Origin of the sequence: Bacteroides muris (ex Afrizal et al. 2022) (genome assembly GCF_004793475.1) — a bacterium.
GTDB lineage: Bacteria > Bacteroidota > Bacteroidia > Bacteroidales > Bacteroidaceae > Bacteroides > Bacteroides muris.
Window position 1 is genome coordinate 30,294 of record NZ_SRYZ01000010.1, and the last position, 26,516, is coordinate 56,809.

The 26,516-nt window shown below is 45.9% G+C and carries 15 protein-coding genes; all 15 read left to right on the plus strand.

Annotated features, from left to right (window positions below; genetic code table 11):
- Positions 1-191: 191 nt before the first annotated feature.
- The 15 genes from galA to E5355_RS06690 all read left to right on the plus strand — a co-directional run bounded on the left by galA (position 192) and on the right by E5355_RS06690 (position 26,333).
- On the plus strand, positions 192-2,639 hold the full coding sequence (gene galA / locus E5355_RS06620; RefSeq protein WP_136009678.1) for a beta-galactosidase GalA: 2,448 nt from the start codon (positions 192-194) through the stop codon (positions 2,637-2,639).
- 333 nt (positions 2,640-2,972) lie between these two features.
- The gene (locus E5355_RS06625; protein ID WP_016273973.1) at positions 2,973-3,860 is read left to right on the plus strand and encodes a helix-turn-helix domain-containing protein; all 888 of its coding nucleotides are present in this window, start codon (positions 2,973-2,975) and stop codon (positions 3,858-3,860) included.
- 72 nt (positions 3,861-3,932) lie between these two features.
- Positions 3,933-5,216 (plus strand): acetylxylan esterase, encoded by a 1,284-nt coding sequence (locus tag E5355_RS06630; protein WP_136009679.1) that lies wholly within the window; start codon positions 3,933-3,935, stop codon positions 5,214-5,216.
- A 74-nt stretch (positions 5,217-5,290) separates the two neighbouring features.
- A complete protein-coding gene (locus E5355_RS06635; protein ID WP_136009680.1) occupies positions 5,291-6,583 on the plus strand; it encodes a glycoside hydrolase 5 family protein in 1,293 nt (430 codons plus the stop codon).
- Between the two features lie 112 nt (positions 6,584-6,695).
- Positions 6,696-7,667 carry a glycoside hydrolase family 5 protein gene (locus E5355_RS06640; RefSeq protein ID WP_136009681.1) on the plus strand — a complete coding sequence of 324 codons (972 nt, stop codon included), beginning with the start codon at positions 6,696-6,698 and terminating at the stop codon, positions 7,665-7,667.
- 234 nt (positions 7,668-7,901) lie between these two features.
- Positions 7,902-11,168, plus strand: a complete 3,267-nt coding sequence (locus E5355_RS06645; RefSeq protein ID WP_005825021.1) for a SusC/RagA family TonB-linked outer membrane protein — start codon at positions 7,902-7,904, stop codon at positions 11,166-11,168.
- A 20-nt stretch (positions 11,169-11,188) separates the two neighbouring features.
- Positions 11,189-12,910, plus strand: a complete 1,722-nt coding sequence (locus E5355_RS06650) for a RagB/SusD family nutrient uptake outer membrane protein (protein ID WP_005825019.1) — start codon at positions 11,189-11,191, stop codon at positions 12,908-12,910.
- A 16-nt stretch (positions 12,911-12,926) separates the two neighbouring features.
- The gene (locus E5355_RS06655) at positions 12,927-14,228 is read left to right on the plus strand and encodes a glycan-binding surface protein (RefSeq protein ID WP_005834814.1); all 1,302 of its coding nucleotides are present in this window, start codon (positions 12,927-12,929) and stop codon (positions 14,226-14,228) included.
- Positions 14,229-14,249: 21 nt separating this feature from the next.
- Positions 14,250-16,235 carry a hypothetical protein gene (locus E5355_RS06660; RefSeq protein ID WP_005825014.1) on the plus strand — a complete coding sequence of 662 codons (1,986 nt, stop codon included), beginning with the start codon at positions 14,250-14,252 and terminating at the stop codon, positions 16,233-16,235.
- A 67-nt stretch (positions 16,236-16,302) separates the two neighbouring features.
- Positions 16,303-18,000 carry a glycosyl hydrolase gene (locus tag E5355_RS06665; protein ID WP_117589156.1) on the plus strand — a complete coding sequence of 566 codons (1,698 nt, stop codon included), beginning with the start codon at positions 16,303-16,305 and terminating at the stop codon, positions 17,998-18,000.
- A gap of 405 nt (positions 18,001-18,405) precedes the next feature.
- Positions 18,406-21,627 (plus strand): SusC/RagA family TonB-linked outer membrane protein, encoded by a 3,222-nt coding sequence (locus tag E5355_RS06670; RefSeq protein WP_136009682.1) that lies wholly within the window; start codon positions 18,406-18,408, stop codon positions 21,625-21,627.
- A gap of 14 nt (positions 21,628-21,641) precedes the next feature.
- A complete protein-coding gene (locus E5355_RS06675; protein ID WP_136009683.1) occupies positions 21,642-23,417 on the plus strand; it encodes a RagB/SusD family nutrient uptake outer membrane protein in 1,776 nt (591 codons plus the stop codon).
- A 19-nt stretch (positions 23,418-23,436) separates the two neighbouring features.
- Positions 23,437-24,252: a hypothetical protein gene (locus tag E5355_RS06680; RefSeq protein WP_136009684.1), complete on the plus strand. Its 816-nt coding sequence runs from the start codon at positions 23,437-23,439 to the stop codon at positions 24,250-24,252.
- Between the two features lie 64 nt (positions 24,253-24,316).
- A complete protein-coding gene (locus E5355_RS06685) occupies positions 24,317-25,051 on the plus strand; it encodes a hypothetical protein (RefSeq protein WP_136009685.1) in 735 nt (244 codons plus the stop codon).
- A 316-nt stretch (positions 25,052-25,367) separates the two neighbouring features.
- Positions 25,368-26,333: a glycoside hydrolase family 43 protein gene (locus tag E5355_RS06690; protein WP_136009718.1), complete on the plus strand. Its 966-nt coding sequence runs from the start codon at positions 25,368-25,370 to the stop codon at positions 26,331-26,333.
- The last annotated feature ends 183 nt before the right edge of the window (positions 26,334-26,516 follow it).

The following is a 26,516-nucleotide window of genomic DNA, read 5'->3' on the forward strand; positions in this document are numbered from 1 at the left end:
CCGGTAGTCGCGTCGTCCGGTCATTTTTCCGGAAGCACGCTTCAAATTTAAAAACTTTTCTCCTATCCCTCTTGTTTGCCCGGTGTGTTTTTTCCCTTTGGAAACATGAAGTACCGGAAAATGATACAAAAGTATCACTGTGCGAATCTTTTTCGCTCTATCTTTGTAAACACGTTTTATGATTAACCGATATGAGATACTTATTCGCATTTCTATTCTTTCTTGGAATCACTTTTTCTCTTTCCGCCCAATCCGTCCGCGAACGTATTTTGTTGGATGACGGCTGGCTGTTTGCTTTCGGCAATGCTTCCTCGCCGGAGAAAGACTTTGGCTGCGGAACGGAGTACTTCAACTATCTTACCAAAGCGGCCTCTATCCATAATGAGGGCCCTTACTCCCCCAAGTTCAATCCGGAGAAGTGGGGTGTGGAGTGGAAAACGGTCAATCTTCCCCATGACTGGGTTGTTGATTTGCCTTATGCCAAAGAGGCGAGCCACAGCCATGGCTATAAGACTGTCGGCTATAAATATCCCGAAACGTCGGTAGGATGGTATCGCAAGACATTCACCGTGCCGCAGGAGGATTTGGGCAAGCACCTTTATCTTCAGTTCGACGGTATTTTCCGCGATGCCCGCCTTTGGATAAACGGCTTCTATCTGGGACACGAGCCCAGCGGCTATGCCACGCAGGTGTACGACATTACGGAATACTTGAATTATGGAGAAGAGAATCTTATCTGCGTCCGTGCGGATGCCACGCTCGAGGAGGGCTGGTTTTACGAGGGTGCGGGCATCTACCGCCATGTATGGCTGAACAAGACGGCGCCGCTGCATGTGGAGCCATTCGGCGTGTTTGTTTCTTCACGTTTGGAAGAACCTTTTGACAAGGCATTGCTGGTGACGGAAGTCCGGTTGAAGAACTCGGGAAGCGAGCCTGTCCTCGCCAACGTGTTCTGCCGATTGCTTGATGCCGACGGGCAGGTGCAGATGGAAGACGAAGCAAGAGAACCGGTTAATTTACTCCCCCGCGAATCGCGTACCGTGAAAGTGTACACCAAGGTTTTGAATCCGCATCTCTGGAGCACGGATACTCCTTACCTTTATAATATGGAGACAAGTGTCCGGCAGAACGGCCGGCAAGTGGATGCCGTAGTCACTCCAATCGGTATTCGCCATATCCGTTTCGATGCCGACAAGGGCTTCTTCCTGAACGGACAGCCTCTGAAACTGAAAGGCGTGAACATGCACCAGGACCATCCCGGAGTAGGTGCCGGCATCCCCGATGCCCTGCAAGCGTACCGGCTGAAGGAACTGAAGAAGTTCGGCTGCAATGCCTACCGTTCTTCCCATAACCCGATGACTCCCGAAATGCTCGATGCCTGCGACAGCCTCGGCATCCTTGTGATAGAAGAAAACCGTCTGACGGGTGTCAACGAGGAACATACTCGCCTGCTGAAACGCATGATAGACCGCGACCGTAACCATCCGTGCATCATCCTTTGGAGTGTAGGCAACGAGGAGTGGGGCATCGAGTGGAAAGAAAGCGGTACACGCATTGCTGCCACGATGCGCGAATATTGCCACCGTTTCGACCCTACGCGCCTCATGACCGTTGCTTCGAGCAGTGGCCCTGCCATCTTGATTCCCGCAGACGTGGCCGGTTATAACTACATCCTTCAGAATCCGGTGGAGCGGCACCGCAAGGATTATCCCGGTCGCCGTGCGCTCGGCTCGGAAGAGACTACGGGCTGCGGTACACGCGGCATCTACTTCGATGCCCACGACAAAGGCCACATGGTGGCACACAACCGTAGACCGAACGGACCAGACAGTCTGCTGAACTGCATCGAGCGTGGCTGGAAATTCTATGACGAACGTCCCTATCTGGCAGGTCTTTTCTATTGGACGGGTTTCGACTACCGCGGCGAACCCAACCCCATGAAGTTCCCGGCTACGGGCTCGCAATTCGGCATTCTGGACTACTGCGGCTTCCCCAAGGACGAAGCCTGGTATCTGAAGTCCTGGTGGACGGATGAACCGGTGCTGCATATCCTTCCCCACTGGAATCTGCAAGGGCACGAAGGTGACAGTATCGACATTTGGGTATACAGCAACTGCGATGAAGTGGAATTAACTGTGAACGGCAAGAAACTGGATCGCAAACCGATGCCCCGAAACGGCCATCTTTCCTGGAAAGCCGTTTACCGGCCCGGTGCAGTGAAGGCTGTAGGCTATAAGAACGGCAAAAAACTATTGACCCGTACTGTGGAGACTGCCGGTGCTCCTGCCCGTATCTCCCTGACAGCGGACCGTCCCGTCATTCGGGCGGACAATCGGGACGTGGCGGTGTGCAACATTGAGTTGCAGGACAAGAAGAAACGTTTTGTTCCCACTGCCTGCAGCGACTTGACGATAACCGTCTCCGGTCCGGTACGCATCCTTGGGGTGGGGAATGGAAATCCCGCTTATCAGGCTACGGAACGTCCGGCCGACGCCGATGCCCGCACCTGTCAGGTAAAGACATTCAACGGACTTGCGCAGGTATTGCTGCAAAGCACCGGCGAAGTGGGAGAAGCCACACTGACGGTCGTTTCGGAAAACCTGCCGGAAACTTCCTGCGTTTTGAAGCTGCAGAAGTAAGCAGCTTATCATTCATATCATCCGGCGAAGCGGAGACCTTTCTTATGTCTATGGGGCAAGAGAAGGAACTCCGCTTCTTTCTTCCTCAAACTATAGTGTGCAAATGTACGAGATGCGCATCTCGTGCTGTATGAGATACACATTTCATGTAGCGTGAGATGTACATCTCACGCTTCCTTGCATTGGAGCCTGAGGGGGAGAAGGACGGAAGTTGTGCTTTCCCGGGCATCTGCTCATACATAACAATTCTTACCCCTAAATGTAACAAATGCTACTATTGTGGATTAAAAAGAATGAGTATATTTGTGGCATGATACTTTTTAGCCAATGCCTATGGAAAACCAGAACTATATCATGAGGGAGATAACCCCTCTGTCGGAACGTGACTGTTTCTATATTGCCGACCGTCACAAAACAGAATTCACCTACCCCATCCATTGCCATGCAGAATATGAACTGAACTTTACGGAACATGCTTCCGGTGTCCGCCGCGTGGTAGGCGATTCTGCCGAGATTATCGGTGATTATGACCTGGTGCTGATAACCGGTAAGGAGTTGGAGCACGTATGGGAGCAACATGAATGTACCTCCGGAGATATTCGGGAGATTACCATCCAGTTCTCTCCCGACTTGTTCTTCGGGAACGTCATCAACAAGAACCAGTTCGACAGTATTCGTCGGATGCTGGAGCGTGCACAGTGCGGACTTTGCTTCCCCATGCAGGCCATCATGAAGGTGTACAACTGGCTGGACAAGCTGGCTTCCGAGGAGCAGGGCTTTTATGCCGTGATGAACTTTCTCCGTATCCTTTACGAACTTTCCCTCTATGACAATGCCCGGGTGTTGTCCAGTTCTTCGTTTGCCAAGATAGAGACTTTCTCGGACAGCCGCCGGGTACAGAAGGTGCAGAAATACATTTCCACCCATTATCAGGAGGATATCCGTCTGGCTTCATTGGCCGATATGGTGGGCATGACCCCGGTCTCCTTCAGCCGTTTCTTCCGCCTGCGCACCGGCAAGACGCTTTCCGACTACATTATCGATATCCGTCTGGGCTTTGCCACGCGTATGCTGGTGGATTCCACGCGTACCATTGCCGAGGTGTGCTATGACTGCGGTTTCAACAATCTGTCCAATTTCAATCGCATGTTCAAGCGGAAGAAGGGATGCTCGCCGAAGGAATTCCGTGAGAATTACCGGAAAAAGAAGCTGGTGATATGATAAGAAAGTATCAGTATCCTTTATTGAAAGTGCCTATTTTTGCACCGATGATTAATACTAATATCTGATATTATGAAAAGAGTTTTTTCCTTATTCTTATGTTTGCTGTGTGTATGTGGTGTGATGGCGCAGATACGCGGCAATGAAGTCCGTGTAGTCGTTTCACCCGACCATGGCGATTGGGTGTATCGTCCGAATGAGAAGTGCACGTTTACTGTCCGGGTGCTGAAGGCGCAGAATCTCTTGCCCGACGTCAGGATTGACTATGAGCTGGGTCCCGAGATGTATCCCGCTGAAGTGAAGAAAGACGTGGTGCTGAAAGACGGTACCTTGAAGTTGCAAGGCACGATGAAGACTGCAGGCTTCTTGCGTTGCAAGGTCAAGGCGCATGTGGACGGCCGGACTTATGAAGGGCTGGCTACGTCGGCCTATGCTCCCGGGCAGCTGCAACCCGTGACGAAACTTCCTGCCGATTTTCGGGATTATTGGGCCAAGACCTTGGAAGAGGCGCGCAAGACCCCGTTGAATCCCCTTATGACACTGCTTCCCGAACGCTGTACGGAAACGGATAATGTATATCAGGTCAGCTTCCAGACAAAAGCTTGGGGAGGACGTTTCTACGGTATTCTCAGTATTCCCAAGAAAGAAGGGAAGTATCCGGCTCTGCTGCGTGTGCCCGGTGCGGGTGTTCGCCCTTATGCGGGAGATACGTATACCGCTCCCGGAAAGGTGATTACATTGGAGGTAGGCATCCACGGCATTCCCGTCACGATGCAGCAGTCTGTATATGATGCGCTGGCAGGCGGGGCGCTGAGCAATTACTGGACGTTCGGCCGCGACAGCCGGGATGCTTCTTACTATAACCGTGTGGTGGTAGGCGCTTTGCGTGCTGTGGACTTTATCTGTTCGCTGCCGCAGTACAACGGGAAGGCGCTGGGCGTTACGGGTTCCAGCCAAGGCGGTGCCTTGTCTGTGATTACGGCGGCTCTTGATTCACGCGTTACTTTCCTGGCGGCTGTTCATCCTGCCTTGTGCGACCACGAAGCGTTCTTCAAGAAGCGTGCTTGCGGCTGGCCCCATTATTTCTATTATTACGGTACTCCCGATGAAAAGCAGCTTGAAACGGTGCGTTATTATGATACGGCAAACTTTGCCCGCCTGCTGAATGTGCCCGGTTGGTTCAGTTGGGGATATAACGACGAGGTCTGTCCTCCCACTTCCATGTATGCAGCCTACAATGTGATTTCTTCCCCGAAAGAGTTGCATCTTTATCTGGAAACCGGGCATTACTGGTATCAGGAACAGTGGGATGAATGGCTGGACTGGATACGGAGACAACTTAATGTGTCAATGTGATTAATCTGATAATATAGTATCATTTTTTATGATATGAGCCACGTATCTTTGTGTATCGCTTAAAAACTGATAATATGAAGAAACAATTCCTTTTACTGACAGTACTTTTATTCCTTTTGGGAGCATGTGCCCCCGAGCCTGCGGAACATTCGTTTATCAGGGTCAATGCTGACGGACAGTTCGTTCGCGACGGAAAGCCCTATTATTTTGTAGGTGCCAATTTCTGGTACGGTGCCATTCTTGGTTCCGAAGGTGAAGGCGGCAATCGTGAACGGTTGCATAAGGAGCTGGACTTTCTGAAAAGTATTGGCATCAACAACCTTCGCGTATTGGTGGGTGCTGACGGTGAAAATGGCATAAAGACGCGGGTAGAGCCCTCTTTGCAAGTGGCACCGGGCGTCTATAATGATACTATTTTAGCCGGATTGGATTATTTTATGAATGAACTGCGTGAACGCGATATGACAGCTGTCCTCTATTTGAACAATTCCTGGGAATGGAGCGGTGGCTATTCCGTTTACCTGCAATGGTCCGGACACGGTGATGCCGTGGTACCTGCCGTAGACGGATGGCCCGCCTACATGGAGTATGTCAAGCAGTTCCCCCAATCGGACAGCGCGAAGGCCTTGTTTGCCAATCATGTCAATTATATTGTTTCACGCACCAATAGGTATAATCAGATAAAATATGTGGATGACCCTACTATTATGTCCTGGCAGATTGGTAACGAGCCTCGCGCTTTCTCTGACGAGAACAAGGAGCCGTTTGCCCGCTGGATGGCAGACGTGGCTGCACAAATCAAGTCACTCGACCCGAACCACATGGTGTCTTCCGGCAGTGAGGGCTCGTGGGGATGCGAAATGGATATGAATCTTTTCGAGAAGATTCATGCCGACCCCAACATCAATTATCTGAATATCCACATCTGGCCCTACAACTGGAGTTGGGTGAAGGCTGACAGCCTGACGGAACTTCTTCCGCGTGCCAAGGAGAATACCAGGAAGTATATAGATGACCACATGGTCATTGCCCGGAAGTACAGCAAGCCGATTGTTTTGGAGGAGTTCGGTTTTCCTCGCGACGGCTTCAGCTTCTCCAAAGAGGCACCGACCACTGCCCGCGATGAATATTACCGTTATGTATTCGACCTTATCCGCCAGGACCGTGAGCGAGGCGGGCTCTTTGCCGGATGCAACTTCTGGGCATGGGGCGGTTTAGCCGGACAAAATCCCGACCATGTATTCTGGGAAAAGGGAGATGACTATACCGGTGACCCGGCTCAGGAACAACAAGGACTGAACTCTGTCTTTGCCACAGACAGCACTATTGAAATAATCAAAGCGGAAAACCGGAAGCTGCAAAATTAGACCTGTCCGTGCTTTTTCGTGTAATCCCTGCCCGAAAATCAGAATATAAGCATGTGCAAAGCGTTCCTACCGTTATCAGGAAAGATGTATAACTCTAATTACTAAGTATGATATGAGAAGCATATGGAAAGTTATGTTGGCGGTTTGTTGCCTAGGTATGACCATTGGTTGTGGCACAAACCCGTCGAAGAATGAAAGTGCGGAGGAAACGCTTCCGGCATTGATAGTCAATGGTACGCAGCTGATGAATACCGAAGGCGACACGGTGGTATTGCACGGTGTCAGCTATGGCTGGCATCAGTTCTGGCCCCGTTTCTACAATGCCTCTTCGGTTGCTTGTCTGGTCAATGACTGGGGCGCGCAGGTGCTTCGGGCCTCTATGGGAGTGGATTTGGATAGCGCCTGCTATGTGAACAAGCCCGAGTTCGGCATTGAGTGTGTTACGAAAGTGGTGGACGCCGCTATCGAGAACGGCGTTTACGTCATTATCGACTGGCATAGCCACAATCTGCGGCAGGAAGAAGCAAAGGAATTCTTCACGCAAATGGCTACCCGTTACAAGGGGGTTCCGAATGTCATCTATGAGGTTTTCAACGAACCGGTGGAAGACAGTTGGGAGCAGGTGAAGGCATACTCTGTGGAGGTCGTCAAGACGATTCGTGCCATAGAGCCGGATGCCGTTATCCTCGTCGGTTGTCCGCATTGGGACCAGGACATCCATTTGGCAGCAGATGATCCTATTACCGGATATAGCAATATAATGTATACACTTCACTTTTATGCCAATACCCACGGACAGTGGCTGCGCGACCGCGCCGACTATGCTCTGGGAAAGGGTTTGCCGATTTTCGTTTCCGAATGTGCCGGTATGGAGGCAAGCGGGGACGGCCCCATCAGTAAAGAAGAGTGGAGGAATTGGTTGGACTGGATGCAGCGGCATTCCATCAGCTGGGTGGCCTGGTCTTTGTCTGACAAGGATGAGACTTGCTCCATGTTCTATCCGTCGGCTTCTTCCGAGGGAAACTGGAAAGATGCAGATATGAAGGAATGGGGAAGAATGGTACGGGACGAACTGAAGAAATGACCCTTTCGGGAAAAAGCAATATGATTTAACCATTAATAATTTAAGAAAAAAAGAATTGTGCCTATGGAAAAAAAGGAAAAACGGAACTATGAAGACATGGACTGTTTGGAAGTAAACCTAAATGTCAAGGCTGTGATAGTATATCAGGGCTTTTTGACTCAGTCTCATTTTTGTTAACTAAAAAAATCTTCTTTTGGGAGGTTTTGTGTTTGTTTTAAATCTAAGAAATACAGTATGAATTTGAATTTTAGAAAGACAGCGCTGCTTGCGGGGATATGCTCGGTGTTCAGTCTGGGTTATGCTCCTCAGCTTTTCGCAGTATCATCGACGGATACCGTTGAGGCAGTGCAGCAAACAAAGAAAATTACGGGTGTCGTCAGTGATGCTATGGGCCCTATTATCGGTGCCAATGTATTGGAAAAAGGTACAACGAATGGTGTAATTACCGACATTGACGGTAACTTTGCCTTGAATGTGAAACCGGGAGCTACCATTGTAGTCTCCTTTATAGGCTATGTCAGCCAGGAAATAAAGATAACGAACCAGACAACAGTGAACATCACGCTGAAGGAAGACTCTGAGATGTTGGACGAAGTGGTGGTTGTGGGGTACGGTACGATGAAGAAAAGCGACCTTTCCGGTGCTTCCGTTTCCATGAGTGAAGACAAGATTAAGGGTTCTATTATCACCAATCTCGACCAGTCCCTTCAAGGGCGTGCTGCCGGTGTGACGGCAGTCAGCACTTCCGGTGCTCCGGGTTCTTCCTCCTCTATCCGCGTACGTGGTCAGGCCACTATCAATGCCAATGCCGAGCCGTTGTATGTAATTGACGGTGTGATTGTACAGAGTCAGGGACAAAGCGGTTCATCTTATGGTTTGGGCGATGCACTGGGTAATGGCTCGGTTTCCACCATTTCTCCGCTTTCCACCATCAACCCTGCTGATATCGTCAGTATGGAAATTCTGAAAGATGCTTCGGCAACCGCCATTTACGGTGCGCAAGGTTCCAATGGTGTGGTTTTGATTACGACCAAACGTGGTAAGGCGGGTGAGGCTAAGTTTACTTATGACGGTATGTTTGCCGTTCAACGCCAGACAAAGCGTCTGGATATGATGAATCTGCGTGAGTATGCCACTTATTATAATGATTTGGCAAACATGGGTGAAATCTCTGACCCTAGTAATTATTATGCCGATCCTTCTCTGCTGGGAGTAGGTACAAACTGGCAGGACGCCATCTTCCAGACTGCTTTGCAGCATCAGCACCAGATTTCGGCACAAGGTGGTACAGAGAAGATACAATACTACGTATCAGCTTCCTATATGGATCAGGACGGTACCATCATCGGTTCAAACTTTAACCGTTACAGCTTCCGTGCCAACTTGGATGCCCAACTGAAGAAGTGGTTGAAACTCGGTTTGACCGCCACCTATACAGCAACGGGTGATGACCTGAAACTGGCAGACAGTGATGAAGGTTTGATTAACTACTCGTTGACCACTCTTCCTGATATACCTATCTATAATCTGGATGGCAGCTATGCCACCGTTGTTCGCGAAGGCTACACGAATCCTAACCCGATTGCCCTTGCCATGATGGATGACATTCTGCTGGACCGTCAGAAACTGACGGGTAATATTTTCTTTGAGGTTACTCCGATTAAAAATCTGGTATGGCATGCCGAATTGGGTTATGACATCAGTTCCAGCAAAGGTGAGCGCTACAAGCCGATGGTTGATTTGGGTGGATGGGTACGTTCCAGTAATGAAAGCAATATCCAGAAAAACAGCAGTACATTCTGGCAATTGAAGAACTATGTGACCTATTCCGGAAACATAGGCGACAAGCATCATTATACAGCCATGGTGGGCCAGGAGTGCTGGGAGTCCAGCTATGACTTCACGAGTGTGTTCAATAGCGGTCTGCCTTCGGATGAAGTGCACAATCCTGCCTTGGGTACGGGAACCCCGACTATCAATGCAGGTTTTGGAAGCTCGTCTATGGCATCTTTCTTTACACGTCTGACTTATAACTATGCCGACCGTTATTTGGGTACTTATACCTATCGTTATGACGGCTCTTCAAACTTCGGTCCCGAGAACCGTTGGGCAGGCTTCCATTCATTGGCTACTTCCTGGCGCTTTTCCAACGAAACGTTCTTTGAACCGTTGAAGAAGGTCATCAGTAACGGTAAGTTGCGTCTGGGATGGGGACAAACTGGTAATGCCAACATCGGTGGTTATGCTTGGGGTACATCCATGAGTCGTATGCCTTCCGGTCTGGGTATGGGGTATCGCCCCTCCAATATACCGAATACTTCCATCAAATGGGAGTCCCAGGAGCAATGGAACGTCGGTGTGGATTTGGGATTCCTGCACGACCGTATCAACCTGACGGTAGAGTGGTACAAGAAAACTTCCAGTGATATGTTGATGCCGTTGCAGTTGCCTTCTTATATGGGTACTTCCGGTAATGCCTCTTCTGCATTGGCTGCTCCGAAAGGTAACTATGGTGACATAGAGAATACCGGTTTTGAAATCTCTCTGAACACACATCCTATTACGGGTAAGTTTGAATGGGATTCTGACTTCCAGATTTCTTTCAACAAGAACAAACTGAAAGGATTGGCTGGTACAGCCAATGCGCAGATTGTGGGTTACGGACAGTGGACCGATGTAGTCAGTGTATCCAGTGTAGGCGAATCACTTTATAACTTCTATGGATTTGTTTGTGATGGTGTTTACAAGGACCTGGAGGACCTTCAGACTTCTCCGAAACCTGCCAAGTACCCGGCAAACGGTGTATTCGACCGTACCAATACCGTATGGGTGGGTGATGTGAAATATAAGGATATCAGTGGTCCTGACGGTGTGCCCGATGGCGTTATTGACGACTATGACAAGACCAATATCGGTTCTCCGATGCCTAAGTTTACTTTTGGCTGGACCAATACTTTCCGTTACAAGAACTTCGACTTGTCCGTTTTCATCAACGGTTCCTATGGCAACAAGGTGTACAACTACCTTTCCATGAAGCTGACACATATGAACTCTCCCTGGACTAACCAGCTGAATGCTGTAAACGGACGTGCACAGCTTGTTCCTATCAATCCGAACAAGGTCTACGAAGATGGAACGATGTGGTATAATGATGTGTCTAACGTCATGGTGGCAAACCCGGGAGCTTCCATTCCACGCGCCACTATCAATGACCCGAATGACAACGACCGTATCAGTGACCGTTATATTGAAGATGGTTCTTATATCCGTCTGAAGAACATCTCTTTGGGATATACTTTCCCGAAAAAGACGATTGATAAACTGGGACTGAGCAACTTGCGTATCTATGCCAATATCCAGAACCTGCTGACCATTACCGGTTATGACGGCTATGACCCTGAAATTGGTGCCAGCACTTCAAGCGTCAATGTCTATGGTTTGGACAACGGACGTTATCCGTCTCCTACAGTTTATTCATTCGGCTTGAACGTTTCATTCTAACACTTTAAATTGAAGAAAACATGAAAATCAGATATATTAAATATTGGGCGTTTGCAGCTGTACTCGGTATGGGAACAGTTTCATGCGAGGATTTCCTGAACCGTCCTACCGAAGACAATTATAACGAATCGAACTTCTATCAGAATGACGAACAATGTGTGCAGGGGGTTAATTATCTTTATAACTCACCTTGGTATGACTTTCAGCGCGGTTTTATTAAAGTCGGTGAAATCTTGTCCGGAAACGTATACGAGGGAAACAGCCCTTACTTGAATTTTACGGTGAATGGTACGGATGAAAACCTTGTGAACATGTCCTATTCTCTATGGGCAGTGATTGGCCATGCCAATACTGTATATACTCGTTTGAAGACGGCAAATGCGTCAGAAGCAGTGAAAAATCAGTGTATGGGCGAGTGTCTGGCATGGAAAGCCATGGCTTACTTCTATTTGGTACGTAGTTTTGGCGCAGTACCCATTATCCATGATAATACGGACGAATTGAATTCCGGTAATTATAACTCCAAATTCAAAGTGGAGGCAGCAGATGTGTACGAATATATCATTATGACTCTGGAGAAAGCTATGGAGTTGCTTCCGGCCAGAGGTGAAACGGGACGTATTGACCGCTATTGTGCCGAAGGTCTTTTGGCTAAGGTGTATCTAACTAAGAGTGGCCTTTCCGGTACCCGCAATGCGGATGATTTGGCGAAAGCGGCAGAATATTCCAAGGATGTAATTAATAATTCCGGCCGTAACTTGCTGGCTAACTATTCCGATGTTTTCCGTTTGGCAAACAACAAGAATGAAGAGTGTCTCTTCTCCTGGCACTGGTCGGCAGGACGTGACCCCTGGACACAGCAGAATACGTTGCAGTCGGACTTGGCAATGGTGGGATTCGATGAATTTGGTGATTGCTGGGGCGGCTATGCAGGTCCGTCGGTTGATTTGCAGGATGCATTTGGAATTTCCGCTTTGGAAAGTCCTGAGACGCGTTCGGATACGGATACCCGTCGTAAGGCTACTATGATGATGGCAGGTGATGTATACGATTATTTCTGGCAGGACAAGGGCGGATTTGATTATCTGCGGTTTATTTATGATGCCGAATATGGGAAGGGAGGACCTAATGGCGATTACCAGTCTCCTACCGGTGCCAATCACGTGAAGCATCTCTATGGTAACAATAATGACCATGTATTGGGCTTGGGCGTATCGGCTGGTAATATGTACAGCGGCCTGGCAACCCATATCCTGCGCCTGTCCGATATCTATCTGGTATATGCCGAGGCGAAAATGGGACTGGCTACCTCTACTACAGACCAGAGTGCACTGGATGCTTTCAATGCAGTACGTGGCCGTGCCATTCCGGGAGTTACTCCGAAAACCTCCATTACTTGGGAGGACGTCTGGAAGGAACGCCGGCTGGAACTGGCTTGCGAAGGCGACCGTTGGTATGATTATGTACGTTTGGCATATTATGATTCCCAGCGTGCTATCAATGAGCTGAAGGCACAGCGCCGTGATGTTTATTATAGTCTGGGTACTACTTATAAGGCTTATTATGAAAACGGCAGTTGGACGGTGAATCCGGACGAGACCCGTTACAATCCGGATGCAAAGGCGCCGAATGTGACAGTCTCCAGCTTTACATTGCCGTTCCCGACAGAAGACGTGGTGTTCAATCCTAATTTGATGAAAGACCCGGTACACGTAGATGTACGTTCTGAATTCAGTTATTAATTTAATGCTTGAAAAGATGAAAAATAATAGATATACGAATTGGTTCTTCGCGGCAGCTGTTGTTGTAGCAGGCTTTTCCATGGCGGCTTGTGAGGATGAACCGGATAAATATGAAGTGGCAGGGGGAAAGCCTACCTTGAAATATGTTCGTGTCCCTGATCCGGCAGCGGCAGACTCTTTGCTGACGGGGGCTTATATGGCGAATACGATTTGTCTGGTCGGTGAAAATCTGCGGAGTGTTTACGAGCTCTATTTCAATGACCAGAAGGCGATACTTAATACCAGTTACATCACTGACCATACACTTATGGTAGATGTTCCGAAAGAGATTCCTTCGGTAGTGACTGATAAGATTTATATGGTGACCAAAGCAAAGGATACCATAGATTATGATTTCAAGGTGTTGGTTCCGGCTCCTACCGTGAACTCCATTTCTTGTGAGTTTGCAAAGCCGGGTAGTGAGGTGACACTGATTGGTGACTATTTCATTGATGACCCGAATGTGCCGCTGACCATTACGATGGCCGGTAATGTGGAAGTGACTAATATTACGAACATAACCAAGACTGCGGTCAGCTTTATTCTTCCGGACAATGCTCCTGCAGGCTATATCAACGTGAAGTCCATTTATGGTACCGGACGTTCCAAGTTCCGCTATTATGATACACGTAACATTCTCTTTGACTGGGACGGTTCTCATGGCGGTATGGCTATTGCCCACGGTTGGCGCGATGGTAGCAAGGTGTTGAGAGAAGCCGATGAAAACAGTATTGACGGTGCTTATATCTGTCTCACCGGAGCACTTGACGGTGCTATCGGAGCTACTTGGGCAGAAGATGAGTTCTCGTTCAACTATTGGCCGGAACCGTCTGCCGGTTATCCCGAACTTTCTGCACGTCCTGAGTTTGCAGAACTGCTCGAGGAGTATGGCGTCAATGGCTTGCAACTGAAATTCGAGGTGAATATTCCTTCTTCCAATCCGTGGCAGTCTTGCGCTCTACAAGTGATGTTTACGGGTAATGATGTGGTGACTTATGCGACGGGAACTAATGCTTATTTTAGTGATACGAATGTGCCGCGTGGTTTGTGGTTGCCTTGGAAGAATACGGGTTCGTATGATACGGGTGGTAAATGGACAACCGTTTCCATGAATCTGTCCGAGTTCAACAAGACGCATGAAGGTAATAAGTGTGATAGAACTTTTGACAAGACTATGCTGACCGGATTGACATTCTTTGTCTGGGCAGGTGGTGTGGAAGGTAAGGATTGCAATCCGGTGATTATGATTGACAACATCCGTGTGGTACCTATTGAATAACCTTTTAAATAGAATACTGATATGAATAAAACATATAAATTTCCGGCACTGTGGATGATGTGCCTGATGCTCTTCAGTTGCTTGACGTTTACGGCCTGCGACAATGGGGATGATGAAGATACCAACCAATATAAAGGGGGAATCAGTCTGAATGTATTCGGACCGAGTCCCGTATCCCGCGGCGGTGTACTCCGTTTCCTAGGCAGTGGCATGGATAAAGTGACTGCGGTCGCTATTCCCGGTTGCGACGATATAACAGACATCGAAGTAGTCAGTGATACGGAAATCCGTGTCACTGTACCTCAGACAGCCCAGCCGGGGTTGGTTGTCTTGAAGACTCCGAAAGGGGATATTACAACAAAAACCGAGTTGACATTTACGGAGCCGATTGCTTTGGAGGCTTTTGCACCGGCAGAAGTAAAGCCTGGTAGTGAATTGACCATTACTGGTGAATATTTGAATTTGATTAAAGAAGTGATATTTGCTGACGAGGTAACAGTGCCTGCTGATGAGTTTGTCAGTCAAAGCCGTCAGGAGATTAAAGTTATTGTTCCTGATTCTGCTCAGACCGGTAAGTTCATCTTGTCTGATGGAGCTGAAATCCCCAATTGGATTTATTCTGAAGGGGAACTGGAGGTTACTTTGCCATCGGTAGAGGCTCCACTCGACCTGGTAGATAAGAAGCCGGGGGATGTCATTCGAGTTTCTGGTGAAAACTTTGATTTGGTGAAGAAAGTGCAGATGCCGAATGGGGATGAAGTTGAATTTACGATGACTGCCTCTTCCGAAGGAGATGAACTTACTTTTACATTGCCGGATAATGTCTCGGACGGAGAAGTTACGGTACTTCCTGCTTCGGATGTAAAAGTTGTGGTTGCTACTGTTGTAGTAGCTACGCCTTCGAACGTAGTGGCTGTTCCTGCTGTAAACTTGCGTGGTGGAGATATGATTACCTTGAAAGGTACCAATATGGATTTGGTGACTGATGTAACGTTCCCTGGTGTAGAAGAAGCAGTAGGATTGGAATCACAAAACTCGACTGAAATAAAGGTCTTGATGCCGGCTGCGGCTATTAGTGGTGATTTGCAATTGAATACAAATAGTGGAAAAGCAACTGCCGTATCTATTGCAACGGCAAAGCCGGAAAACATTTCTTATAGTGCGGCGACGGTCCCGGCAGGAGAGGCTTTGACTGTCAAAGGAGTAAATATGGATGTAGTTTCGGCTGTTGTATTCAGTGGTAATGTGGAGGTTACCGTATCCGATGCCACCGCTACTGCCATTTCCTTGACTGTACCCACAACTGCTGAAACCGGGGCCTTACTCTTGAAGATGGCCAATGGTGAATCTGTGGAAGCACCGTCTTTGACAATAGAGAAACCGGTATGTGCCTATTTGCCGGCATTGCCTGACAAATTGGTTCGGGGACGAATTGTGGAACTTGAGATTGTTAATGCTGATAAGCTGACAAATGTATTGCTGAATGAGGCTGCTGTTCAGTATATCAATGATGCAGCTAAAGGGGTATTGATGTTGAATGTACCGGCTGAGCTGGATGGAACTTATAGCCTAAAACTGATTTCTTCAAATGGTGAAATTGCTTATGATGTTCTTGTAGTTGCCAATGAAGAAACAGTTTGGGCTGGTCCGCTCGATATTAGTTGGGGTGATGGAGGACGTGTGTTGGTACCGGCTGTATCTTTTGCCAAGGTAACGGCAGGCACTGTCATGAAAGTCTATTTTGATCAGAAAGACCAGACTTGGGCACAGGCTCAGTTTAACTATGGCGATTGGAGTGGCATAGCTTTCTCTTTGTTTGATACGACTATGGTACCGACAGACATTTACGGCTGGAGTTTCGAGAGCCGTGTGATGGAGTTGACGTTGACTCAGGAGATACTTGATAATATTCAAGCTAAACAAGGAGATTGTGAAGACCAGACAAATGTAGGTATCATTATTCAGGGCAGTGATTTGACGTTTACAAAAATAACGATTGTAAATTGATGAATTGTGGCTTGAAGAATGTGACTATGGATGCCCTGATTAAGAATGAAATAAAATCATAATTAAGATGAAGAAACTGAATATAAAATGGATGCTTTCGTTGATAGCAGCTTTTACTTTTGCCTCCTGCGATACTGATGTCGATCATGATATCCCAGCAGTGGATGCACCGGTATTGGTGTCTACTACTCCTGAAAGTGGAGCAGCCAAAGTGAAAACGGGAGAAATCACTATTGAGGTGAAATATGACAAGAATATATTCTTTGCAACAGACAATCTGAGCGAAATCAAGTTTACCGGTGGTGAACTGATAAGTGCCGATGTACTTGGCGCAAGCAATATACTGACTGTAAAAGTGAATGTTCCCGGGAGAGAGACGGCTTGTTCTCTCTCTATCCCCGAGGGAATAGTAACCGGACCGAACCAGATGCCTGCTCCGGCTGTATCGGTTCAGTTCTCTACTGTTGCTTTGGACAAGACGCTGGTTGCTGCCACTTCGGCCAAAGCTGTGAAACTGTACAATTATCTACTGGATAATTTTGAGACGAAGACACTTTCAGCTATGATGGCCAATGTTGCCTGGAATACGGAAATGTCCGAAAAGGTGTATGGATGGACTGGAAAATATCCGGCTATCAACTGTTTCGACTATGTTCATCTGCCGGCATCTGTAGCTGGAGCAGACTGGATTAATTACGGTGACATTACTCCTGTTAAGGATTGGTCTGACAAAGGTGGCATCGTAGCTGCCATGTGGCATTGGAATGTACCCAAGAAAGCTGTAGGCGAAGCTTCTTCTACCCAAATATGGGAAGGAGAGACAGTAATGCCGGGTGATTGGAGTGGAAATGTACAGATGACGGATGATGCTGCAAAAGCTGTCTTTGCTGATGCACAAGTGGGTCAGGTGATACGCGTGGCTGTGAAGGATGTGGCAGCGGGTGCACAAGGTTCGTTCAAAAACAGTGGTTGGAGCGAGATTGCTTCAGGAACTGATTATTTTGACATATCCGGGGACTATACATTGGTGATTACCGAAGATGTTTTGAAATCCCTGCAAGAAGGTGGTCTCATCATTGGTGGACATGATTATACAGCAGTTGCTGTTTATCTTGAAAATAACGGTACAGCTCTCGACCCGAATAAGGATTATGCCTTTTATAAGGCAGATACGGAGTTTGATGCTACCAATGCCACAGTGGAAGGCACTTGGGAAAACAAGGTGTTTACCGAAGATTTGAAAAATGCTGCCGCTTACTTGAAGCTATTGAGAGATGCGGATATTCCGGTATTGTGGCGTCCATTCCACGAGGCAGCCGGTGGCTGGTTCTGGTGGGGTAAGGATGCTGCCAGCTTTAAATCTCTGTGGATTGCTATGTTCAATTACTTCAAGACTGAAGGATTGGATAATCTTATCTGGGTTTGGACTACCGAGGGCAATGATGCCGATTGGTATCCGGGAGATCAATATGTAGACATCGTGGGACGTGATGTTTATAATAAGGAAACTGCAGATTGTGTTTCAGAATATACTTCCATTGCCGAAAATTATGGAAACAAGATTGTTTCGCTGAGTGAATGTGGTACGGTCGGACTTATTTCCGAACAATGGGCATCTGGTGCACGTTGGAGTTGGTTCATGCCGTGGTATGACGGGACAAATGAGGATGGTAGCCCGGTAGTCCATGCTGATGAAGCATGGTGGAAGGATGCTATGAGCCAGGAATTTGTTGTTTCCCGTGAAGAGCTTCCTTCTATGGAATAGCAATTTTTAATAATAAAATAGAAAGGGTTGTCTCTGGTTAGTATCGGGGCAACCCTTTCTGTCTTTTATAGCTTTTAGTTGTTGGTTATAGAATTCATGCTTTATACTTTTTAGGAAAAATAGTAATGGATGTTAAATGAGTGTCGTTATTTGATAAAATAGTATTATAAGGTTTGCTGCTAAAAGTCTACTTTTGTCAAGCTTGATTAGAATTTGATAATAATCATATAATGTTTAACCGCTAATGAAATGAAAAATGCCTATGAGAAAGGAGTGATATGTATACCAACCACTTTATAGAATAAGGTATATTTAATTTTTCCTCAAAAAGAGAAGTTTAACCTTATATTAAACGGTAGATGCCGCCAGGCAATACCAATTCATTAATCTAAGAAAAATACAAGTATGAATTTAAATTTCAGAAGAACCGCGCTGCTCGTGGGTATCTGTTCGGCTGTCAGCCTGACTTATACTCCGCAACTTTTCGCCGCATCGGTCGATGCAATAGATGCTGTGCAGCAAGCAAAAAAAATCACAGGTACTGTAACAGATGCAATGGGACCGGTCATCGGTGCCAATGTATTGGAGAAAGGAACCACAAATGGTGTCATTACCGACATTGACGGTAATTTCACATTGAATGTTCAGCCGGGAGCAACGATTGTTGTGTCTTTTATCGGTTATCAGCCGCAAGAAATAGTGGTAGGTAACCAGACTAGTTTCAAGATTCAGCTAAAGGAAGATACGGAATTGTTGGATGAAGTAGTCGTAGTGGGTTACGGTGTACAGAAGAAGAAACTGGTGACGGGGGCTACTGTACAAGTGAAAGGCGAAGATATTGCTAAATTGAATACAACAAGTGCTTTGGGCGCCTTGCAAAGCCAGACACCGGGTGTGAATATTACTTCCAACAATGGTCAGCCGGGTGAAGGTTTTAAGGTAAATATCCGTGGTTTGGGTACTATCGGTGATTCTGCTCCCCTTTATGTAATTGATGGTGTGGCAGGTGGTGATATCAATACTTTGAACCCAGCTGATATTGAGAGTGTAGATGTCTTGAAAGATGCTGCCTCTGCTGCTATCTATGGTTCTCGTGCCGCCAATGGTGTAATTCTGGTTACTACCAAACAAGGTAGGATGGGGAAACTTGAAATCTCCTATGATGGTTATGTAGGTTGGCAGAATGTTTATAAAATGCCTGATTTGTTGAATGCACGAGAGTATATGGCAATGCAGGATGAAATCTTGTTTAATGAAGGTCAGTCAATGAATAATTGGGAGTCCCTTCTTGGTTCCAGAGTATATGGTATGGTACAGGACGGTTGGAAAGGGACTGATTGGTTTGATGCTATCCGTGAAAAGGATGCCCTTACGCAGAACCATGCAATCAACTTGACGGGTGGTAATGAGATGTCTAAGTTTTCAATGGGCTTCTCATATACTAATCAAGATGGTATTCTTGGCAAACCTTTTGCTTCAAGTTACGACCGTTATACAGCGCGTATTAATTCAGATCACGTGTTATTGAAAGGCAAGGATTTTGATATCATCAAAATAGGTGAAAATCTGAATTTTTCCTATAGTACCAAAAATGGTGTAGGACAAGGCAACCAATATTGGAATGATGTTTATTTGGCACTAAGTGCATGTCCTTTGCTGCCGATGTATGATGCGGAAGGCAATTTGTACGATCAGGCAGATAAAACGGCTGACGGTTGGAATCTGCAAGGGTCTATTGGTAATCCGGTTATTGATTTGGTCGCTAATCGTGGTCAGAATCTGAACCGTAATTATAATCTGAACGCTACTGCATATTTGGAAATCCAACCTATCAAAGGATTAAAATACCGTGGTCAATTCAGTTATCGCATGAGTTCTAGTAGTTATCGTTCTTTTACGACTCCATACAATGCCAGTACCACAGCTGCCAACAGTTCTTATTCTGTTACGCAAAATGCAAGTTTGGGACATAACATCTCACTGGAAAATGTTATTTCTTATGTGTTGCCAAAATTGGGTGGACACTCTATTGATGCCCTGATCGGACAGTCTTTTGAAAAGACAGCTGTAGGTGAAACAATAGAAGTGAAGAACTCGGTTAATGAAGGTTCACAACTTCCTACCTTGAATGGGCAGTTTGACCATGCCTGGATTACTAATACGGCCAATGTGAACTCTTCTTCTTTTAAGGGTGAACCATGGGGTGACTGGGCAATGGCTTCATTCTTCGGTCGTGTCAACTGGAACTATAATGAGAAATATATGGCAACAGCGATTATCCGCGCCGACGGTTCTTCCAATTTTGCCCGTGGTAACCGTTGGGGATATTTTCCTTCTGTTTCTGCCGGTTGGGTTATCAGTAATGAAAACTGGATGGAATCTACTAAAGGCTGGATGGACTTTCTGAAGATTCGTGCCAGTTGGGGACAGAATGGTAATCAGTCCATTAGTAATTTCCAATATGTTTCTTCCGTAGCCTTCGATAAATATAATGTATATAATTTTGGCTCCACTTCATTAGGTACCACTGACTCCAAGGCTACTGGTGGTTATGCCAAGAATCTGCCTAATCCGGATGTAAGTTGGGAAACTTCAGAACAGTTGAATATTGGTTTGGATGCACGTTTTCTGAATAATCGTTTAGGCTTTGCATTTGATTGGTATAAGAAAACTACAAAGGATTGGCTGATTACAGCTCCTATCGTGGCTACTGCCGGTACAGGTGCTCCTGTAATCAATGGTGGTGATGTTGAAAACAAAGGTTTTGAAATCGCTTTGAATTGGAATGATAATATTGGTAAGGACTTCCGCTATGGTGTAAACATTAACTTCTCACATAACAAGAATGAAGTAACTCGTATTGCTAACTCGGAAGGTATTATTCACGGTGAAGCAAATGTTTTGTCTCAAGGAACCAACGAAATGTATCGTGCGCAAGTAGGTTATCCTATTGGTTATTTCTATGGTTATCAATCTTCTGGTGTGTTCCAGAATCAAGCTGAAATAGATGCGTGGAAGGCTGCCGGTAATGGATTTTTGCAAGGTACTCCCCAGCCGGGAGATTTGATTTTTACCGACCGCAATCATGATGGTGTCATTAACGAAGCGGATAAAACTATGATTGGTGACCCTAATCCTGATTACCGTCTTGGACTTAGTATTAACTTGGCATACAAAGGGTTCGACCTCTCTGTTACTGCTAATGGCGCATTTGGTCAGCAAATCGCGAAATCCTATCGTCGTTTTGCCGATTCGAGATACAACAACTATACTACAGATGTTTTTAAACGTTGGCATGGGGAGGGAACCTCTAATAGTTATCCTCGTCTGACTGACGGTTCAAACGTGAATTTCAAAGAAATCTCCGATATCTATATCGAAGATGCCGACTACTTGAGAATCCAGAATGTAACATTTGGTTATGATTTCAAGAAGCTGTTCCCGAAGATGCCTTTGCAGCAGGCTCGTCTCTATGTGCAGGTTCAGAACTTATATACCTTTACCGGTTACAGCGGTTTGGATCCGGAAGTGGGATATGGTTTTGATAAATCTTGGGTAACCGGTATTGACCTGGGTTCTTATCCTCAGCCGAGAACAGTATTGGTTGGCGCTAATATTAAATTCTAATACATTATAGCAATATGAAAAAATATATATACATAGCAGCTATCGCACTTGCAGCCGTCACCCTGACCGGTTGTGAAGATCTTCTTGATAGCGAGAATTTTATTGAATCAAATACCGGTAACTTCCCGGCTTCACCGGCAGATGCGGAGAAGCAACTAACTGCAGTATATGCTACTCTGAATCAGGCTATGGCTACTCCTACTGCCAATTATTTCTATGTGTCGGAGGTTGCATGCGACGACCGCTTTGGCGGTGGCGGAGAAAACGACTTTGAGTCAATGGCCGACGGGCATTTGATGAAGGCTACCGATGTTCAGTTTGACTCTTTCTGGAAGTTCCGTTACAATGGAATTTTTCGTGCAAATTGTGCCATTGAAGGCTTGATTGCGCAGGAGTCGGCATTCACAGATAAGGAAGCTCATGGGCAATACTTGGGTGAAGCCTATTATTTACGCGCTTATTTTTATAACGAACTGGTTGAAATGTTTGGCGCCGTACCTTTGATTACTTCTACGGCTCAAGAAACCAACATCCCGAGAACTCCCGTAGATGAAGTCTATGCACAAATTGCTGCCGATTTGAAAAATGCCATTGAGTTGATGTCCGGCAAGAAGTATAACCAGTATGTGGAAATCGGACATGCAACCAAGTGGGCTGCCGAGGCTTTGATGGCGCGTGTGTATTTATTCTATACAGGTTTTTATGGTAAAGATTCTCTTCCATTGGTTACGGCAGATGGTGTGGGAAGTATTTCTAAATCTGAAGTTGTTGCTTGGATTGATGATTGCGTGGCCAATTCCGGACATTCTCTTGTCAATGATTACCGCAATTTGTGGCCCTATACCAATGAGTTTACTGTAGGTGACTATGAATACACCAAGAATGCCACCGATGCCGCTGGAAATGCTTTGCGGTGGGCCGAAAATGGCAATGAGGAAACTGTATTTGCCGTGAAGTTCTGTAACTATGCAGGCTGGGATTCTGATGGGCAGATGGGGTTCACCAACCAGTTTATTCTTTATTTTGGTCTTCGTGCTGATAATGGTGGTGAAAGCACATTCCCCTTCGGACAAGGCTGGGGACAAGGTCCTGTTGCAGCTACTATTTGGGACGAATGGCAGGCATCCGAACCGGATGATGTGCGTATGCGTGCTTCCATCTTGAATGTGAATGAGGAGTTACCGAATTATGTATTCGGCGCCGACAAGCAAATGGAAGAATGTGGTTTGTGGAGCAAAAAGATGGCACCGATTTTGGCTAAGAAGCCTATCGAGTCCGGTAAGGTTTCTGCATGGAATAAATCCTTGTTCTGGGTAGCTTATGATGCTTTTGATAAAGCTAATAACGGTGATGAAATGCAGGGAGCACATTTCCAGGATTTGATTACCATACGTTATGCCGATGTACTGTTGATGCAATCCGAGTTGAAGGAAGATGCTGCCGGCATCAATCAAGTGCGTGCACGTGCAGGGCTGGCTCCTATTCCGGGTTATAGCCTTGAACTGTTGCAGCGCGAACGCCGCCACGAACTTTGTTTTGAAGGTCGTCGTTGGGCTGACATCCGTCGTTGGGGTATTGCAGAAGAAATGCTGGATAAAAAGAACGGCGTGACTATCTGGAACAAGGGAGTACAAACCGTAATGAGGGACGGTAAGTATAAGGAACGCTATAAAGCTACTAACGGCTTCTTCCCCATTCCGAAAGCTCAAGTTGACTTATCAGCAGGTTTGTTGGAACAGAATCCCGGTTGGGATGAAGCCAGTGCAAACTTTAGTGGATGGAATTTCTAATAATTAAAATTGAAATACAATGAAAAAGATAATGATATTTTCGCTGTTGGTAGCTTCTTTGTCGTTTGCAGCCTGCGACCCTATCGAGGACAGAGAAGAAATGACTGGCAGCATTACAGTAGACCAAATTCAGGCTACTGTAACCGTAGAACAGATTGACGGTCAGAATGTAAATAAGGTCTTTTTTGAGTGTAAAAGTCCTATCAGTTGTCAATGGACCAATGGAGTTGATACGAAAGCGGGGGCAAGCGGTGAAATGTTTCTGCTTTTATCAGGTGAAAATACTATCACTTTGAAGGGGTTGTGTGCCGACGGTTCTATTGTGGAAAAAAACTTTCCTATAAATGTGGATAAAATACATTATGCCATTGATCCGGCTTATGGTTTATTGTTTGGTTCCGGTGAAAAGGTTTGGAAATGGGCTGAAACCGATTGTTTAGGAAATGGTGGATGGCGTGCAGATCAGCAAGGTCCGGAATGGTGGAAATTATCTCCAACAGATGTTGAAGGACAAATGGCTACGGAAGGAGGTAACGCAACTATGAAGTTCTCTTTAATCGGGAAAAAGATAGAGTTTAGTAATGGTAAATCTGGTGTTATTAATTTTACTACAGGAGATGCTTGCTTTAATGGTTGGTATGGTACATTTACTTCTACTTGTGGAGTTTTGTGTGGTAAGGCATTTAATGATTGCTATATATCTGCAGGGACTATGATTACAAAATATCAACTCGTTTCATTAACCGAAGATAGATTAGTGTTAGGTTGGTGCGAAAATGAGACCAATGCGGAGTGGTCTGGAACTGGCTGGTGGTGGGTCTTTGAAGCCCAATAAAATGGAGCATGGGGTGTAAAGTGTACGACTTTACACCTCACATACAACTTTAAAATCTTAGATTATGAAACGAATTTATTTATTTTCAATCTCTTTGTTGGTATTGTTGTTGCTAAATACATTACCAATAAGGGCAGATGTATTGGGTCCTTATATAGCGGAAGGTAATACTCCTGATATTCGTGTAGGATATGGGCGTATTGTGTGTGTTATGCAGTCAACATTACCAGTAACTGGAAGTGTTACAATTCGTGATGAAAAAGGGATTCAATATGTACTAAAAGCTCATGAGCCAGGAAGTGCTCCTAATTGTTACTTTGTTGCTTATGGAACATATAGCGTTGTTGGAATGGAATCTGGTATCATGAATTCTAATTGGGGACAATTGAAGGTCGGTTCTACATTTACTGTTGCTAGCAGCACTGGGTATATTGGCCTTACTTATACCGGCCCAACTCCAAGTATTATTCAAGCACCAGGTAGTTATGATAATGCACCTCCTGCAAAAGATGGTTACGCAATAATGGAAGTTTATGGGATTGGGGCTAATGGCAGTGGTACATTGATAGATTCTGATGGGGAAAACTATTCCATATACAATTATACTGGCTATATAGGTGGTTCTCATTATTTTTATATTAAGCCAGGTACATATACTGTTAAAGCTATAGGTACTAGTGGTAATTATATTTATATAGACATTAATGGGATGAAGAAATATCTTTCAGAAGGTGCATCTTTTACTATTCTACATGTAGGAAGTAACATTTCAATTGTTTTTAGTACAAAGCCTATTTGAAATTATTTAAAATTCTAGGATATTTCAACTCAAAGCAGTTGTCGTTACCTCCCCGACTTCATTAGTCGCCCGTAACATCGGATAATTGTAAATGCATTAACCGAATAGTACAATTGTTTAATGGTTAAATCAGGAAAGGCAGGTCGTGAGATTCGCCTTTTTATATAAATATGTGAAGTTTTCAATCAAAACAGTTATGAAACGAAGAAAGTGGAATTTGTTTTTTATTGTTGCTATCCCTTTAGTTTGCAGTTGCGGCACGAAGCAGCAGCAAGACACCGCTCAGTGTATCCCTGAAGAGGGTGTAAGAAAGACGATGAGATATTTGGTACCGGACGATTATATGGCAGATCCGGCTGTGCATGTCTTTAATGATCGGCTTTATATTTATCCTTCTCATGATTGGGAAAGTGGGATTGTTGAGAATGATAACGGTGACCATTTCAATATGAAGGATTATCATGTGTTTTCTACTACTGACGTGATGCAGGGGGAAATAAAAGACCATGGTGTAGTGCTTAAAGTGGAGGATATTCCTTGGGCAGGTCGACAGCTGTGGGATTGCGATGTGGTGGAAAAGGACGGAAAGTATTACATGTATTTTCCTTTGAAGGATAGGAATGATATTTTTCGTATAGGAGTAGCAGTGGGCGATTGCCCCGAGGGACCGTTTGTTCCTCAACCGGCACCTATCAAGGGTAGCTATAGCATCGACCCTGCTGTGCTTGATGATGGAAATGGCAATTATTATATGTATTTCGGCGGACTGTGGGGTGGCCAGTTGCAGCGCTACCGCGACAACAAGGCATTGGAGTGTGCCGTCTTCCCAGCTGATGATGAACCGGCGCTTCCTTCGCGTGTGGTGAAACTGAGTGAAGATATGCTGGAGTTTGCCGAAGTGCCTCGGGAGGTGATTGTATTGGGCGAGGATGGTAAACCGTTGCCGGCCGGTGACAATATGCGTCGTTTCTTCGAGGCAAGTTGGATACATAAGTACAATGGACGCTATTACTTTTCTTACTCTACCGGTGATACTCACCGCTTGTGCTATGCCATAGGCGATAATCCTTATGGCCCTTTCATCTATCAAGGGGTTATTCTTACTCCGGTAGTGGGATGGACTACGCATCATTCTATTGTGGAGTATAAGGGGAAATGGTATCTGTTCCATCACGATAGTGCTCCCAGCAATGGTAAGACTTGGCTTCGCAGTCTGAAAGTCTGTGAATTGGAATATGATTCCGAAGGACGTATCATCACAATTGATGGAGGAGGAAAATAGAAAGACTTCTTTTTCAGAATATTCAGCAAATGCCCCTTCTTGATAATTGGGGATACTCAAGAAAAGGCGGGTCGTGGGATTCGCCTTTTTGCTGTCATTCGCTATTGTGTTTCTGGATGCAATTCATATTCCTCTTTGCATTCCCTCTGATGTTAGGGTGCAAAATGTCCCTTTTTATCCTTG